The sequence below is a fragment of the Azohydromonas sp. genome, assembly GCF_035325925.1.
Lineage (GTDB): Bacteria > Pseudomonadota > Gammaproteobacteria > Burkholderiales > Burkholderiaceae_C > Calidifontimicrobium.
This window is the reverse complement of record NZ_DAOKZA010000018.1, coordinates 20091-34790: the sequence shown is the minus strand read 5'-3', so window position 1 is coordinate 34790 and position 14700 is coordinate 20091. Positions and strand designations below refer to the sequence as shown.

At 73.2% G+C, this 14700-nt stretch carries 17 protein-coding genes; 13 read left to right on the top strand and 4 right to left on the bottom strand.

The genetic code is table 11. The features are described 5' to 3' along the window. Nucleotides 1-86: 86 nt before the first annotated feature. Both PKC53_RS08865 and PKC53_RS08860 read right to left on the bottom strand, forming a co-directional pair. Nucleotides 87-965, bottom strand: coding sequence for a hypothetical protein (locus PKC53_RS08865; protein ID WP_324428111.1), 879 nt, complete (start codon nucleotides 963-965; stop codon nucleotides 87-89). A 74-nt stretch (nucleotides 966-1039) separates the two neighbouring features. Beyond that, nucleotides 1040-2068, bottom strand: coding sequence for a glycosyltransferase family 2 protein (locus PKC53_RS08860; RefSeq protein ID WP_324428110.1), 1029 nt, complete (start codon nucleotides 2066-2068; stop codon nucleotides 1040-1042). Nucleotides 2069-2493: 425 nt separating this feature from the next. Here PKC53_RS08860 and PKC53_RS08855 point away from each other — a divergent pair, with 425 nt between their 5' ends. After that, nucleotides 2494-3876, top strand: a complete 1383-nt coding sequence (locus PKC53_RS08855) for a DEAD/DEAH box helicase (protein ID WP_324428141.1) — start codon at nucleotides 2494-2496, stop codon at nucleotides 3874-3876. Nucleotides 3877-3952: 76 nt separating this feature from the next. On the opposite strand, the gene PKC53_RS08850 is transcribed toward PKC53_RS08855, so the two are convergent. Together PKC53_RS08850 and PKC53_RS08845 are read right to left on the bottom strand one after the other, a co-directional pair. After that, entirely contained in the window at nucleotides 3953-4747 is a 795-nt protein-coding gene (locus tag PKC53_RS08850) for an SAM-dependent methyltransferase (protein WP_324428109.1), read from the bottom strand. Further along, nucleotides 4744-5340 (bottom strand): Maf family nucleotide pyrophosphatase, encoded by a 597-nt coding sequence (locus PKC53_RS08845; RefSeq protein ID WP_324428108.1) that lies wholly within the window; start codon nucleotides 5338-5340, stop codon nucleotides 4744-4746. The genes PKC53_RS08850 and PKC53_RS08845 overlap by 4 nt, the downstream gene beginning before the upstream one ends. Before the next feature lie 39 nt (nucleotides 5341-5379). Between PKC53_RS08845 and PKC53_RS08840 the strand changes: the two genes are divergently transcribed. The 12 genes from PKC53_RS08840 to PKC53_RS08785 all read left to right on the top strand — a co-directional run bounded on the left by PKC53_RS08840 (nucleotide 5380) and on the right by PKC53_RS08785 (nucleotide 14668). After that, nucleotides 5380-5973, top strand: coding sequence for a DUF177 domain-containing protein (locus PKC53_RS08840; RefSeq protein ID WP_324428107.1), 594 nt, complete (start codon nucleotides 5380-5382; stop codon nucleotides 5971-5973). A gap of 153 nt (nucleotides 5974-6126) precedes the next feature. Further along, nucleotides 6127-6309, top strand: coding sequence for a 50S ribosomal protein L32 (gene rpmF, locus PKC53_RS08835; RefSeq protein WP_324428106.1), 183 nt, complete (start codon nucleotides 6127-6129; stop codon nucleotides 6307-6309). Between the two features lie 183 nt (nucleotides 6310-6492). Next, nucleotides 6493-7569, top strand: a complete 1077-nt coding sequence (gene plsX, locus PKC53_RS08830; protein WP_324428105.1) for a phosphate acyltransferase PlsX — start codon at nucleotides 6493-6495, stop codon at nucleotides 7567-7569. An 11-nt stretch (nucleotides 7570-7580) separates the two neighbouring features. Next, the gene (locus tag PKC53_RS08825; protein ID WP_324428104.1) at nucleotides 7581-8558 is read left to right on the top strand and encodes a beta-ketoacyl-ACP synthase III; all 978 of its coding nucleotides are present in this window, start codon (nucleotides 7581-7583) and stop codon (nucleotides 8556-8558) included. Nucleotides 8559-8581: 23 nt separating this feature from the next. Further along, nucleotides 8582-9520, top strand: a complete 939-nt coding sequence (gene fabD, locus PKC53_RS08820; protein WP_324428103.1) for an ACP S-malonyltransferase — start codon at nucleotides 8582-8584, stop codon at nucleotides 9518-9520. Continuing rightward, complete coding sequence (fabG, locus tag PKC53_RS08815; RefSeq protein WP_324428102.1) at nucleotides 9517-10272, top strand: 3-oxoacyl-ACP reductase FabG; 756 nt, start codon at nucleotides 9517-9519, stop codon at nucleotides 10270-10272. The genes fabD and fabG overlap by 4 nt, the downstream gene beginning before the upstream one ends. A gap of 71 nt (nucleotides 10273-10343) precedes the next feature. Then, nucleotides 10344-10583, top strand: coding sequence for an acyl carrier protein (acpP, locus tag PKC53_RS08810; RefSeq protein WP_119288659.1), 240 nt, complete (start codon nucleotides 10344-10346; stop codon nucleotides 10581-10583). 7 nt (nucleotides 10584-10590) lie between these two features. Beyond that, entirely contained in the window at nucleotides 10591-11835 is a 1245-nt protein-coding gene (gene fabF, locus PKC53_RS08805; RefSeq protein ID WP_324428101.1) for a beta-ketoacyl-ACP synthase II, read from the top strand. A gap of 114 nt (nucleotides 11836-11949) precedes the next feature. Further along, a complete protein-coding gene (locus PKC53_RS08800) occupies nucleotides 11950-12405 on the top strand; it encodes a hypothetical protein (protein WP_324428100.1) in 456 nt (151 codons plus the stop codon). A 21-nt stretch (nucleotides 12406-12426) separates the two neighbouring features. Then, nucleotides 12427-13032 (top strand): RNA polymerase sigma factor RpoE, encoded by a 606-nt coding sequence (rpoE, locus tag PKC53_RS08795; protein ID WP_324428099.1) that lies wholly within the window; start codon nucleotides 12427-12429, stop codon nucleotides 13030-13032. A 43-nt stretch (nucleotides 13033-13075) separates the two neighbouring features. Continuing rightward, a complete protein-coding gene (locus tag PKC53_RS08790) occupies nucleotides 13076-13657 on the top strand; it encodes a sigma-E factor negative regulatory protein (RefSeq protein WP_324428098.1) in 582 nt (193 codons plus the stop codon). A gap of 9 nt (nucleotides 13658-13666) precedes the next feature. Continuing rightward, entirely contained in the window at nucleotides 13667-14668 is a 1002-nt protein-coding gene (locus tag PKC53_RS08785; protein WP_324428097.1) for a MucB/RseB C-terminal domain-containing protein, read from the top strand. Nucleotides 14669-14700 lie beyond the last annotated feature (32 nt).

The following is a 14700-nucleotide window of genomic DNA, read 5'->3' as shown; positions in this document are numbered from 1 at the left end:
CAGGGTCCACGCCGCAGCGATCGGCAGCCACGTGGGCGGCCGGTGCGGCGACGATGCGGTCGGCGTCGCGGGGGCGGTCGACGCGTTCAGGCCGGCCTCCGCAGCAGGAAGCCGCGGCACGCCCCGCGCAGCAGGGCACCCAGCCGCGCGCGCTTGTCGTCCTCGGCGGCGACGATGCCGGCGGCCTCGTAGGCCAGCCGCGTCAGGCACAGGAACGCAAACGCCGGCTCGCGCCACGCCCAGCGGCGCGCCAGCCACGCGGTGTTGCGCCCGATCAGGTAGCGACGTGGCGGCGCGTGCCCGGTGGCCTGCATCTCGCGGCCGAGCAGGCGGAAGCGCCGGCGCCGGCCGATGGCGTGCGCGAACTCGTGGCTGCCGTGCACGTACAGGCGCAGCCCGAGTGCGCGTGCGCGCAGGCAGTGCTCGGTGTCGACGTGGTCGATCGCCAGGCCCTCGTCGAACGGGCCGATGCGCCGCAGCGCGTCGAGGCGCCACACCGTCATCGAGTTGATGACGAAGGCCACCGCGCGCACGCCCTCGAATTCGCGTGGCAGGTAGGCCAGCCGCCAGCGCCCGAGTTCGATGTGGCGGCCGCGCAGCCCGGTGGCGCGGTCGCGGTAGGCGGGGGCGACGGCGGCGGTGTCGTCGCGCGCCAGCAGCTCGCGCGTGCGCGCGTCGGCCAGCAGGCGCGCGAGCCCCGACGCATCGGAGTCCTCGTCGACGAACACCACCTGGCGCGGCGGCGCGGGCAGCGCCTGCAGCAGCTCCAGCGCGCGGTTGTAGGCGCCGGCCAGCGCGCCGACGTTGCGCGCGTGGACCAGCGCCGCGCCGTGGCGTCGCGCCAGGTCGGACAGCGACGCGTGGCCGTGTTCGGAGTTGTCGACCACGACCACCTGCGCGACGCTGCCGGCGAGCTGCGACACCAGCGCCTCGACCCCGTCGGGCAGCCGGTAGGCGACGAGCACCGCGGCGGTGGTCGCGGCCGGGTCGGGCCAGGCCGCGCGGCCCGTCTCGGTCCGAGGCGGCGTGTCGAGCGTGCTCAGAGGCGGTTGATCAGCGCGGCCATCGCCAGCCCGAGGTTGCCCAGCAGCGTCTGGCGGTAGATGCCGGCGCGGCGCAGCCCCAGCAGCCGGGGCACCAGCGCGCGGCGGCGGGCGCTGGCGAACTCGTCGAGGATCTGCCGGCTCTCGGGCGTCATCAGCGGGCGCACGCGTCCGAGCGCGGCCAGGTTGAGGTCGACCCAATCGCGGAAGCGGCCCTGCAGCAGCTGGCGCAGGCGGTCGAGCTGGGCGCGCAGGCTGCGGTTGGAGCCGAACTGGTTGCGTTCGTGCTGGCGGTAGCGCACCGTCGGGTACGGGTCGTAGTGGACGCGCCCACCGCACGCCGACACCAGCATGTAGGCCCACCAGTCGTGCGTGACGGCGCCGGCATCCTCGCCGGCGCGGCGCAGCAGGTCGCGCGCGGCACGGTTGAACACCATCGTGTTGCCACCGGCGATGCTTTGCACCAGGGCGTTGCGGAAGCCCGGCGCGTGTTCGAACAGCGTCGAGTAGCCGATGTGCTGGTTGCGCGCGTCGACGAGCAGCGTGCGCGACCCGTACAGCGCCGGCACGTCCGGCGGCACCGACTCGAGCCACGCCACGGCGCGCTCGAGCTTGTCGGCCTCCCACACGTCGTCCTGGTCGGCGTAGGCGAAGTAGTCGGCGTCGATGTCGGCGCGGCAGGTCAGCGACAGGAAGTTCGCGGTCGAGCCCTCGGCCGGCCCTTCGTGGATCGAGATGCGGTCGACGCCCCAGTGCGCCTGGTAGTACTCGAGGATCTCGTGCGTGTAGTCGGCCGAACCGTCGTCCGAGGCCCAGATCGCCCAGCGCGGGTGGCTCTGCGTGGCGATCGAGTTCAGCTGCTCGGCGAGGAAGCGCTGGCCCTGCATCGTGCACATCAGGATCGCGACCTTGGGCACGCCGACCGCGTGCTCGGCGAGCAGCGACTTCAGCGACACCAGCGGGATGATGCGCCGGAACTCCTCCCAGGGGCCGATCAGTTCGCTGACCGGGCGGCGCAGGGCCACGTGGCTGGCCTCGCCGTCCCGTGCCTGGGGCGGCGTCAGTGGGCTGCTGATTGTCGATTCCATCCGGCCTCTGTGCTCTGGTTCTTGCTGCGGCCACCGTCCGTCGACCGGGCGACGAGGGGCCGCATCGCCAACGACGCGTCGATTGTTCCCGACCGCCTGGGCGCCGCCTCCTGGGCGCCGGCGCCTGCGGTCGTTGGCGGGCGCGATTGTCGCCGCATTGCAACAGGTGATTGTCACAAATCTGTTCGGCCGCACCGGGCGGTCCGCACTGCCGGGTGCCTGAAGGGTGCCGTCGGCCGGGGGCCGCGGCGGTTCGCCGGCGGGGGGGCGGCGATAATCCCCGAGTGAACAGCGAACCCCTCAGCGACGCCCTCGGCGACGCCAACCCCCCCGCGGCCGACGCCGGCGGCGAATTTTCCTCGATCGCGCTCGACGCGAAGCTGCTGCGCGCGGTGGCCGAGGCGGGCTACATGTCGATGACGCCGATCCAGGCCAAGGCGATCCCGATCGTGCTCGCCGGCCGCGACGTGATGGGCGCGGCGCAGACCGGCACCGGCAAGACCGCGGCGTTCACGCTGCCGCTGCTGCAGAAGATGCTGCGCCACGAGAACGCCTCGGTGTCGCCGGCGCGCCACCCGGTGCGCGCACTGGTGCTGGCGCCCACGCGCGAACTCGCCGACCAGGTGGCGGCCAACGTCAAGACCTACGCCAGGTACACCCAGCTGCGCAGCACCGTGGTGTTCGGCGGCATCGACATGAAGCCGCAGACCGCCGAGCTGAAGCGCGGCGTCGAGGTGCTGATCGCCACCCCCGGGCGGCTGCTCGACCACATCGAGGCGAAGAACTGCGCGCTCAACCACGTCGAGTACGTGGTGCTCGACGAGGCCGACCGCATGCTCGACATCGGCTTCCTGCCCGACCTGCAGCGCATCCTCAGCTACCTGCCCAAGCAGCGGCAGACCCTGCTGTTCTCGGCCACCTTCTCGCCCGAGATCCGGCGCCTGGCGCAAAGCTACCTGCAGGATCCGGTGACCGTCGAGGTGGCGCGGCCGAACGCCACCGCGTCCACCGTCGAGCAGCGCTTCTACGCCGTCGACGCCGACGACAAGCGCGCCGCGGTGCGCCAGCTGCTGCGCGAGCGCGACCTCGCGCAGGCGATCGTGTTCGTCAACTCCAAGCTCGGCTGCGCGCGACTGGCGCGCTCGTTCGAGCGCGACGGCCTGCGCACCAACGCGTTGCACGGCGACAAGAGCCAGGACGAGCGGCTGAAGGCGCTCGACGCCTTCAAGAAGGGCGAGGTCGACGTGCTGGTGGCCACCGACGTCGCTGCGCGCGGGCTCGACATCGCCGACCTGCCGGCGGTGTTCAACTTCGACGTGCCCTTCAACGCCGAGGACTACGTGCACCGCATCGGCCGCACCGGTCGCGCCGGCGCGTCGGGGCTGGCGGTGACGCTGGTCGCGCGCGAAGACAGCCGGCTCGTCGCCGAGATCGAGAAGCTGCTCAAGAAGAAGATCGATCTCGAGCCACTCGAACTCGACGGCGACCGGCCACGGCGCCCGCGTCGCGCCGCGGCCGACGAAGTGGCGCCGCCGCGGGCCGACGCCGCGCCGCGCGAACGCGTGGCGCCGCGCCGCCCGTCGGCCGACCCGCTGTTCGACCGTCCGTACGAACCCGTCGAGGCCGGCGAGCCGGCCGCCTGGGAACGCGGCGCGGCGTCGACCTCGCCGAAGCCGCCGGCTGCGAACATCAAGCCGAAGAAGGCGGTGGCGGCGCTGCTGGGCGGGCGCAAGTCGCAGGGGTGATCGGCCCGCGGCTGCCGCGCCGATCCCGCGGCCACCGACAGGCCGTGGCGCAGCGTGCCGCCCGGGGCGTTCGGGCTCAGGCGAGGAACAGGAACACCGCGGGACGGTGGCGGTCGAGTTGCGGCGGGTCGCGGCGCCAGGCCTGCACCGTCGCGGTGCGGCACCAGCCGCCGGGCAGCGTGAGCGCGGTCGCCACGCTCAGCCGCGTGCCGGGCGCCAACTGGTGCAGCAGCGCCTGCAGCAGCGCGTCGTTGCGGTACGGGGTCTCGATGGCGATCTGCGTCTGCGCCTCGCGGCGCGAGCGCGACTCGAGCTCGCGAAGGCGTGCCGCGCGCGCCGCGTCGTCCTGCGGCAGATAGCCGACGAACGCGAAGCTCTGGCCGTTCAGCCCGCTGGCGGCGAGCGCCAGCAGCAGCGCGCTGGGGCCGGCCAGCGGCAGCACCGTCAGGCCGAGGCGGTGCGCGGCGTCGACCAGCGCGCTGCCGGGGTCGGCGACGGCGGGCAGCCCGGCCTCGCTGATCAGGCCGACGTCTTCGCCGTGCAGCGCCGGGCGCAGCAGCTGCTGCCACGGCTCGGCGTCGACGCCCGCGGCCCGGCCGCCCTTCGGCGCGCGCGGCAGCTCGCGCACCTCGATGTCCTGCAGCGGTCGCGCCAGCGGCACGACGGCGTCGACGCGCTTGAGGAAGGCGCGCGTCGTCTTCGCGTTCTCCGCCGCCCAGCAGCGCAGCCGCGCCGCGGCGCGCAGCACGCCCAGCGGCAGCACGTCGCCCAGGTCGACCGGATCGGCGCCGAGGTCGAGCGCGTTCGGCACCAGCAGCAGGCGCCCCGGCGTCGCCGCGGGCCCGGCCGGTGGGGGCGGCGCGGTGCTCACGCCGCGGCGGCCAGCGGGTCGAGCCCGGCGGCGCGCAGCAGCGCGCAGGTGCGGATCAGCGGCAGGCCGACCAGCGCGGTCGGGTCGTCGCTGTCGATCGCCTCGAGCAGCGCGATGCCCAGCGTCTCGCACTTGGCGCTGCCGGCGCAGTCGTAGGGCTGCTCGAGACGCAGGTAGCGCTCGATCTGCGCGTCGTCGAGGCGGCGGAAGTGCACCGTCACCGGCGCCGTGCGTGCGTCGGCGAAGCCGCGGTCGGCGCGCACCACCGCGACCGCGGTGTGGAACACGACGCGCCGGGCGCTCATCGCGCGCAACTGCGCCGCCGCGCGCTCGTGGCTGCCGGGCTTGCCCAGCGGCGTGCCGTCGAGGTCGGCCACCTGGTCCGAACCGATCACTACCGCGTGCGGGTGGCGCGCCGCGACCTCGTGCGCCTTGGCCAGCGCCAGCCGACGCGCCAGCGCGTGCGGCGTCTCGTCGGCGTGCGGCGTCTCGTCGACCTGGGGGGCCACGACCTCGAACGGCAGGCGCAGGCGCTGCAGCAGTTCGCGACGGTAACGCGAGGTCGACGCGAGGATCAGCGCGGGGCGGGCCATGGCCCGGGATTGTCCCATCGGCGACTTACACTCGGATGCATGTCCGCCAAGCCGCGCGCCCATGACCCGCGACGCCTCGACGTCGCGGCGTTCGCCGCCCAGGGCGGCGAGCTCGAGGGGCACTGGCCGCTGGCCGGCTTCGAGCGGCTGCTCGACGACCGGCCCGTCCGAATCGATGCCGGGCGGCCGCCGGACGACTCGACTGCCTCCGGGGCTCCCGGGCCGACCTCCGACGTGACCTGGCGCGCGCGCGGCGAACGCCGTGCGGTGGCCGTCGGCGCGCCGCAGCTGTGGCTGCACCTCGAGGCCGACGCCGTCGTGCAACGCCGTTGCCAGCGCTGCCTGCAGCCGGTCGAGCTGGCGCTGCAGGTGCGGCGTGCGCTGCGTTTCGTCGACGGCGAGGCCCTCGCCGCCGAGCTCGACGCCGACAGCGACGACGACGTGCTGGCGCTGGAGCGCGCGCTGGACCTGCACGCGCTGGTCGAGGACGAACTGCTGCTGGCGTTGCCGATGGTGCCGCGCCACGAGCACTGCGCCGCCCCGGCGGCGGGCACCGCGCCGGCCGACACCGACGCCGCCGCACCGCACCCCTTCGCCGCGCTGGCGCGGTGGCCTCGCGGCACCGACCCTTGATGCGCGGCGGCGCTGCTATACTGCGCGGTTTCGCAACGGGCTGGTGCCGTCCCGCTGGGCCGCGGTGCGCGCCGCGGCCGCGCCGGCCCTGTGCACCGCAACCCCCGGCTCGTCCGTTCGACGCACCGCGCCGGCGATGCCCAGGAGAACCTCATGGCCGTCCAGCAGAACAAGAAGTCGCCGTCCAAGCGCGGCATGCACCGCTCGCACAACGCGCTGGCGGCGCCCGGTATCGCGATCGAGCCGACCACCGGCGAGACGCACCTGCGCCACCACATCAGCCCGAGCGGCTTCTACCGTGGCCGCAAGGTGCTGAAGACCAAGGCCGACGCCTGAACGGCGCCCGGCGGCCCGAACGCGCGCCGCTGTGTCCGAGCACCCCCAGGGCCGTGCCAGCCCGGCCCGCCCCCCGACGGGGATCCAGCAAGGTGGCCAGGCCGCGTTTGACCGAGAGCGCGCGCGGCGCCGGCCTCGCCATGCCGGCCGCGCCGACGCACGCCTGAACACCCTCCGACGACGATGATCGCGCCGCTGTCGCCCGTGCGCATCGCCGTCGACTGCATGGGCGGCGACCACGGCCCGGCGGTCACGCTGCCGGCCTGCCGCGGCTTCCTCGAACGCCACCCCGACGCCGAGTTGCTGCTCGTCGGCACCGAAGCGGCGCTGGCGAGCGCACGCGGCACACCGCGGTGCCGCATCGTCGTGGCCAGCGAGGTCGTGACGATGGACGACCCCGTCGAGGTGGCGTTGCGCCGCAAGCGCGACTCGTCGATGCGCGTCGCGATCGCGCAGCTCAAGGCGGCGCCCGACGGTACCGTCGCCGCGGACGCCTGCGTCTCGGCGGGCAACACCGGCGCGCTGATGGCGGTGGCGCGCTACCTGCTGAAGACGCTCGACGGCATCGACCGGCCGGCGATCGCCACCGTGATGCCCAATCGCCGCGACGGCTTCACGACGGTGCTCGACCTCGGCGCCAACGTCGACTGCACGGCCGACCACCTGCTGCAGTTCGCGGTGCTCGGCAGCGCGCTGGTGGCTGCCGTCGACGGCAAGGAGGACCCGAGCGTGGGCCTGCTCAACATCGGCGAGGAGGCGATCAAGGGCAGCGACACGATCAAGCGCGCCGGCGAGCTGCTGCGCGCCGCGGCCGACGGCGGCCACCTGAACTTCCACGGCAACGTCGAGGGCAACGACATCTTCAGCGGCACGACCGACATCGTCGTGTGCGACGGCTTCGTCGGCAATGTTGCGCTGAAGACCGCCGAGGGGCTGGCGGCGATGCTGACCGACTTCATCCGCCAGGAGTTCACCCGCACCGGCTACGCCAAGCTCGCGGCACTGGTGGCGTTGCCGGTGCTCAGGCACTTCAAGTCGCGCGTCGACCCGCGCCGCTACAACGGCGCGGCGCTGCTCGGTCTGCGCGGGCTGGTGTTCAAGAGCCACGGCTCGGCCGACGCGTTCGCCTTCGAGCAGGCGCTGACCCGCGCGTATGATGCGGCCCGCAACCGCTTGCTCGAGCGGGTCCACGACCGCATCCTGGAGACCTTGCAGGCCCTGCCCGACGCGGCACCGGGTGCGGCCGTCAGCACTGCATGAAAGCGCTCCCCTTGCCCCGCACGACCCGCATCACCGGCACCGGCAGCCACCTGCCCGCGCGCCGGGTGACCAATGCCGACCTGGCGCACGACCTGGCCTCGCGAGGCATCGAGACCAGCGACGCGTGGATCGTCGAACGCACCGGCATCCGCGCGCGCCACTTCGCCGCCGACGGCGTCAATGCCAGCGACCTCGCGCTCGCCGCCTGCCGGCACGCGCTCGAGGCCGCCGGGCGGCGCGCCGACGAGATCGACCTGATCATCGTCGCCACGTCGACGCCCGACATGGTCTTTCCGTCGACGGCGGCGATCCTGCAGGCCAAGCTCGGCGTCGCCGGCTGCCCGGCGTTCGACGTGCAGGCGGTGTGCTCGGGCTTCGTCTACGCGCTGACGGTGGCCGACGCGCTGATCCGCACCGGCGGCGCGAGGCGGGCGCTGGTGGTCGGCGCCGAGGTCTTCTCGCGCATCCTCGACTTCGACGACCGCACGACCTGCGTGCTGTTCGGCGACGGGGCCGGCGCCGTGGTGCTCGAGGCCAGCGACGAACCCGGGCTGCTCGCCAGCGAACTGCACGCCGACGGCCGCCATGTCGGCATCCTGTGCGTGCCGGGCACGGTGGCCGGCGGCCGGACGCTGGGTGACCCGCTGCTCAAGATGGACGGGCAGGCGGTGTTCAAGCTGGCGGTCGGCGTGCTCGACGAGGTCGCGCGTGCGGTGCTGGCCAAGGCCGGGCGCGAGGCCGGCGACGTCGACTGGCTGATCCCGCACCAGGCCAACATCCGCATCATGCACAGCACCGCCAAGCGGCTGAAGCTGGCGCCCGAGCGTGTCGTCGTCACCGTCGACGAGCACGGTAACACCTCGGCGGCCTCGATCCCGCTGGCGCTCGACGTCGCGGTGCGCGACGGCCGCATCCGCCGCGGCGACACGCTGCTGCTCGAGGGCGTCGGCGGCGGCTTCACCTGGGGCGCGGTGCTTCTCGACTTCTGAGTCCCCATGCGGAGCTACGTTCGATGACCTCGTTTGCCGTCGTCTTCCCGGGCCAGGGCTCGCAGTCGGTGGGCATGCTCGACGCGTTCGGGGACCACCCGGCGGTGCAGCACACGCTGGCCGAGGCCTCCGACGCGCTCGGCGAGGACGTCGGGGCGCTGATCCACGCCGGTCCGAAGGAACAGCTCGACCTGACGACGAACACGCAGCCGGTGATGCTCACCGCCGGCGTCGCGTGCTGGCGAGCGCTGCAGGCCGAGACCGGCCTGACCCCGGCGGCGGTGGCCGGCCACTCGCTCGGCGAGTACGCGGCGCTGGTCGCCGCCGGCGTGCTGAGCCTGGCCGATGCGCTGCCGCTGGTGCGCTTTCGCGCGCAGGCGATGCAGGAGGCGGTGCCGGCCGGCGCCGGCGCGATGGCGGCGATCCTCGGCCTCGACGCCGACGCGGTGGTGGCCGGCTGTGCGGAGGCCGCTGCCGCGACCGGCGAGGTCGTCGCCGCAGCGAACTTCAACGACCCGAAGCAGACCGTGATCGCCGGTACCAAGGCCGCCGTCGACCGCGCCTGCGAACTGCTCAAGGCGCGCGGCGCCAAGCGCGCGCTGCCGCTGGCGGTGTCGGCGCCGTTCCATTGCCCGCTGATGCAGCCCGCGGCCGAGCGGCTGCGCGAGCGGCTGGCCGGCGTCGCGCTGGCGGCACCGAGGATCGCGGTGGTCAACAACGTCGACGTCGCGTCGCCGGTCGATCCGGTGGCGATCGCCGACGCGCTGTACCGGCAGGCGCACCAGCCGGTGCGCTGGGTCGAGGTCGTGCACGCGCTGCGCGCTCGCGGGGTGACCCACGTCGTCGAGTGCGGGCCGGGCAAGGTGCTGGCGGGGCTGACCAAGCGCATCGACGCCGAACTCGTCAGCGCCGCGGTGTTCGACCCGCCGTCGCTGGCCGAGGCGAAGGGGTTGCTGCGATGAGCGCCGACGCCCCGGCGCTGGGCGGTCAGGTCGCGCTGGTCACCGGTGCGTCGCGTGGCATCGGGCGCGCGATCGCGCTGGCGCTGGCGGGCCGCGGCGTCAAGGTCACCGGCAGCGCCACCAGCGAAGCCGGCGCGCAGGGCATCGCGCAGGCGCTGGCAGCGCACGAAGGCTGCGCCGGCGTCGTGCTCGACGTCAACGACGCCGCCGGCGTCGACGCCGCGGTCGACACGCTCGTCCAGCGGCACGGCGCGATCCACATCCTCGTCAACAACGCCGGCATCACGCGCGACACGCTGGCGATGCGCATGAAGGACGCCGACTGGGACGCGGTGCTCGACACCAACCTGAAGGCGGTGTTCCGCGCCAGCCGCGCGGTGATGCGGCCGATGATGAAGCAGCGTTATGGGCGCATCGTCAACATCACCTCGGTGGTCGGCGCCAGCGGCAACCCGGGGCAGGCCAACTACGCGGCGGCGAAGGCCGGCGTGGCCGGCATGACGCGCGCGCTGGCACGCGAGCTCGGCAGCCGTGGCATCACCGTCAACTGCGTCGCGCCGGGTTTCATCGCCACCGACATGACCGACGCGCTGCCCGAGGCGCAGCGCGCGGCGCTGCTGCAGCAGATCCCGCTCGGGCGCCTGGGCTCGCCCGACGAGGTCGCCGAGGCAGTCGCCTTCCTCGCCTCGCCTGCCGCCGGCTACATCACCGGCACCGAACTGCACGTCAACGGCGGCATGTACATGGGCTGAGGCCGGCCGGTGCGCCCGACGGGGCCGGCTAAAATCAGCGCCGTTTTTTGCAATCCACTCCCGGAGGAGTCATGAGCGATATCGAAGCGCGCGTCAAGAAAATCATCGCCGAACAGCTCGGCGTGTCCGAGGCCGAGGTCACCAACGAGAAGGCCTTCGTCGCCGACCTGGGCGCCGATTCGCTCGACACCGTCGAACTGGTGATGGCGCTCGAGGACGAGTTCGGCATCGAGATCCCCGACGAGGAAGCCGAGAAGATCACCACGGTGCAACTGGCGATCGACTACGCGATGAAGCACCAGAAGGCCTGATGCACGCATGAGCCGTCGCCGCGTCGTCGTCACCGGACTCGGGCTGATCAGCCCGGTCGGCAATTCGGTCGCCGAGGGCTGGGCCAACCTGCTCGCCGGCCGCTCGGGCATCGCCGCCATCACGCGCTTCGATGCGTCGGCGCTGGCCTGCCGCTTCGCCGGCGAGGTCAAGGGATTCAACGTCGAGGATTACATCCCCGGCAAGGAGTCCCGCCACATGGACACCTTCATCCACTACGGGATGGCGGCGGCCGTGCAGGCGATCGCCGACGCCGGGCTGCCGGGCGGTGCGCAGCTCGACGAGGCGGGTGCGGAGCGCGTCGGCGTGATGATCGGCTCGGGCATCGGCGGCCTGCCGATGATCGAGCAGACTCACAAGGAGTACAGCGAGCGCGGCCCGCGGCGCATCTCGCCGTTTTTCGTGCCGGCGTCGATCATCAACATGATCTCCGGCCACGTGTCGATCCGCTACGGCTACACCGGCCCGAACTTGGCGATCGTCACCGCGTGCACCACGGGCCTGCACTGCATCGGCGAGGCCGGGCGCCTGATCGAGTACGACGACGCCGACGTCATGATCGCCGGCGGCGCCGAGAGCACCGTCTCGCCGCTGGGCGTGGGCGGCTTCGCCGCGGCGCGTGCGCTGTCGACGCGCAACGACGACCCGGCCACTGCGTCGCGCCCGTGGGACAAGGACCGCGACGGTTTCGTGCTCGGCGAGGGCGCCGGGGTGCTGGTGCTCGAGGAGTACGAGCACGCGAAGCGGCGTGGCGCGAAGGTCTATGCCGAGCTGGCCGGCTTCGGCATGGGTGCCGACGCGTTCCACATGACCGCGCCGAACGTCGACGGCCCGAAGCGCGCGATGAAGGCCGCGCTGCGCAACGCCGGCGTCAACGCCGACGAGGTGCAGTACCTCAACGCGCACGGCACCTCGACGCCGCTGGGCGACATCAACGAGACCAACGCGATCAAGCTCGCGTTCGGCGACCACGCGAAGAAGATGGTCGTCAACTCGACCAAGTCGATGACCGGCCACCTGCTCGGCGGTGCCGGCGGTATCGAGTCGGTGTTCACCGTGCTGGCCGTGCACCACCAGGTCTCGCCACCGACGATCAACATTTTCTCGCCGGACCCCGAGTGTGACCTCGACTACTGCGCCAACGCCGCGCGCGAGATGAGGATCGACGTGGCGGTGAAGAACAACTTCGGCTTCGGCGGCACCAACGGCACGCTGGTGTTCCGTCGCGCATGAACCGGCGCGTGGCCTTCGCCGGACTCCGAGCCGCGTGCGACCTCGCCCGCGGGGCGAACTGCTGCGCGCGGCGGGCCGGCCGCCGCGGCGACTGAAGCTGCCGCGGCCACCACGATGGACACGGCGCCGGCGGTCGACGTCGGACTCGACGACGACCCGGCGACCCGCTGGGCGCTGTCCTGCCTGTGCGCCGCGGCCGCCGCGTCGTTGGTCGGCTGGGGCCTGGCCTGGCTGCAGGCGCCGGCGATCGCCGTGGCCGTCGGCGTCGCCGCCTGCACCGGCGCGTTGGCCGGCTGGGGCGCTGCACGCGTTCGTTCACCGGGCCGGTTGCGCTGGGACGGTCGCGCGTGGTCGCTGCTGGCCGACGGGGCGTCCACGCCGCTGGTCGGCGCGGTCGACGTGGCGCTGGACCTCGACGGCTGGATGCTGCTGCGCTTCGACGGCAGTGACGGGCGCCGCCGCTGGTGGCCGTTGTCGCGCAGGCGACAGGCGTCGTGCTGGCACGCCTTGCGCTGCGCGCTGTTCGCGCGCCGGCCCGAGCCGCAGCCGCTGGCCGGCACGCGGATCTGAGCGTCAGACCCCGACCCGACGATGAGCGCCGAAGCCGACGCCCAGCTGATCGAGCGTGTCAAGCGGGGCGACACGCGCGCCTTCGAGATGCTCGTCGTCAAGTACCAGCGCCGTGTCGAGCGGCTGATCGCGCGCATGGTGCGCGACGTCGACCTGGTGCCGGACATCGCGCAGGAGACGTTCATTCGCGCCTACCGCGCCCTGCCGCAGTTCCGTGGCGACAGCGCGTTCTACACCTGGCTGTACCGCATCGCGGTGAATACCGCGAAGAAGGCGCTGGTCGAACTCAAGCGCGACCCGCTGGTGTCCGAGGCGGCGCGACCGGCCGGCGATGACGGCGACGAAACTTCCCGCGTGGAGAACGAACTAACCGACGGCGAGACCCCCGACGCGGTGCTGGCGAGCAAGCAGGTGGCGGCGACCGTGAATGCCGCCATCGAGGCCCTGTCCGACGACCTGCGCCAGGCGATCACGCTGCGCGAGATCGAAGGACTGAGCTACGAAGAGATCGCCGAAGCGATGAACTGCCCGATCGGCACGGTGCGTTCCCGCATCTTCCGCGCGCGCGAGGCGATCGCCGAGCGCCTGCGGCCGCTGCTGGGCACCCGGGACGGCGAGCGCTGGTGACGGGGTGGGACGCAATGGGCTGGAGTGCATGATGGTGGACCGGTTGAACGAGGAACGTCAGCGGCAGCGGTTGTCGGCGCTGATGGACGGCGACCTCGCCGAAGGCGACGCGGCGGCGCTGTGTCGCGACTGGCGCGACGACGCGCAGTTGCGCGTGACCTGGCATGCCTACCACCTGATCGGCGACGTGATGCGTTCCGAGGACTTGGCCCACGACGGCGCGCGCGACGAAGCGTTCCTGCACGCGCTGCGGCGCCGGTTGGCCGACGAGCCGGTGGTGCTGGCGCCGGCGGCGACGGTGGCCTCGCCGGTGCGCCACCGTCGTCGCGGGTGGATGGCGCCGATGGTGGTCGCTGCAGGATTCGCCGCGGTGGCCGGCGTGATGGTCGTGACCCGGCTCGCCGCCCCCGGCGACAGCCCGGGTGCCGTGATCGCGGCGCAGCCGGCCGCGGCGGTGCGTGTGTCGACCGATCGCCCCGCGCCGCTCGCCGGCGTCGAGGGCGTGCTGATCCGCGATGCGCGGCTGGACCGCTATCTCGAGGCGCACAAGCAGTACGGGCCGAGTGCGGCGCTGGTGCCCGGCGGCGTGGTGCGCAGCACCGCGACCGCGGTGCCGCAACGCTGACGCCCGGTCATGGCGTTGCGGCACTGGCGCGTCTGGCTGGCGGCAGCGGCACTGGCCGGCTGGACTTCGATGGCCGCGGCGGCGCCGCCGTCCGACGGCCCGCCGCTGGACGCGCGCGGCTGGATCGAGCGAGTCTACGAGGCCGTCGCCTTCGGCAACTACCAGGGCACGCTGGTGTCGACGGTCGGCGGCGCGATGAGCAGCTCGCGCATCGCGCACTTCTGCGAGGGTCGGCAGCAGTTCGAACGTGTCGAACTGCTCGATGGCGAGGCGCGGCTCGTGTATCGCCACAACGACCTGGTGCACACGGTCTGGCCCGCGCAGAAGGTGGCCGTGGTCGAGCAACGCGACGCCAGCCACACGCTGCCGTCGCTGCTGCGGGCGCAGCCCGACGACGCGCTGTTCGAGCGCTACGAGTTGCGTGCCGAGGGCGAAGGGCGCGTGGCCGGCCATGACGCGTCGGTGTACGTGCTGCAGCCGCGCGACACTCGGCGCTTCGCGCAGCGCCTGTGGGTCGAACGCCGCAGCGGGTTGCTGCTGCGCACCGACGTCATCGGCGCCGACGGCCGCGTGCTCGAGAGCGCTTCGTTCAGCGACGTGACCATCGGCGTCAGGCCGCAGCCCGACAGCGTGCTCAAGCCGATGCGCAAGCTCGCCGGTTACCGCGTGCTGCGACCCGACGTCGGCGCCACCGACCTCGCCGCCGAGGGCTGGCAGCTCGAGCCGGTGGAGGGTTTCCGACAGGTCAGCTGCGTGCGCCGCGTCGTCGACACGGGCGACGCGCAGGCGCACGGACTGCCGGTGCTGCAGACCGTGTACTCGGACGGCCTGACGCACGTGTCGGTGTTCATCGAGCCGTACCGCGAGGGTCGGCACCGCCCCGGGCACACGGCGATCGGGGCCACGCACACGCTGATGAAGCGGCTCGACCAGTGGTGGGTCACGGTGATGGGCGACGTGCCGATGTCGACCGTGATGCAGTTCGCCGAGGCCCTGACACGCCGGCGCTGAATGCGCCGCGTCGTCCGGCCGCGGTCGTCTTC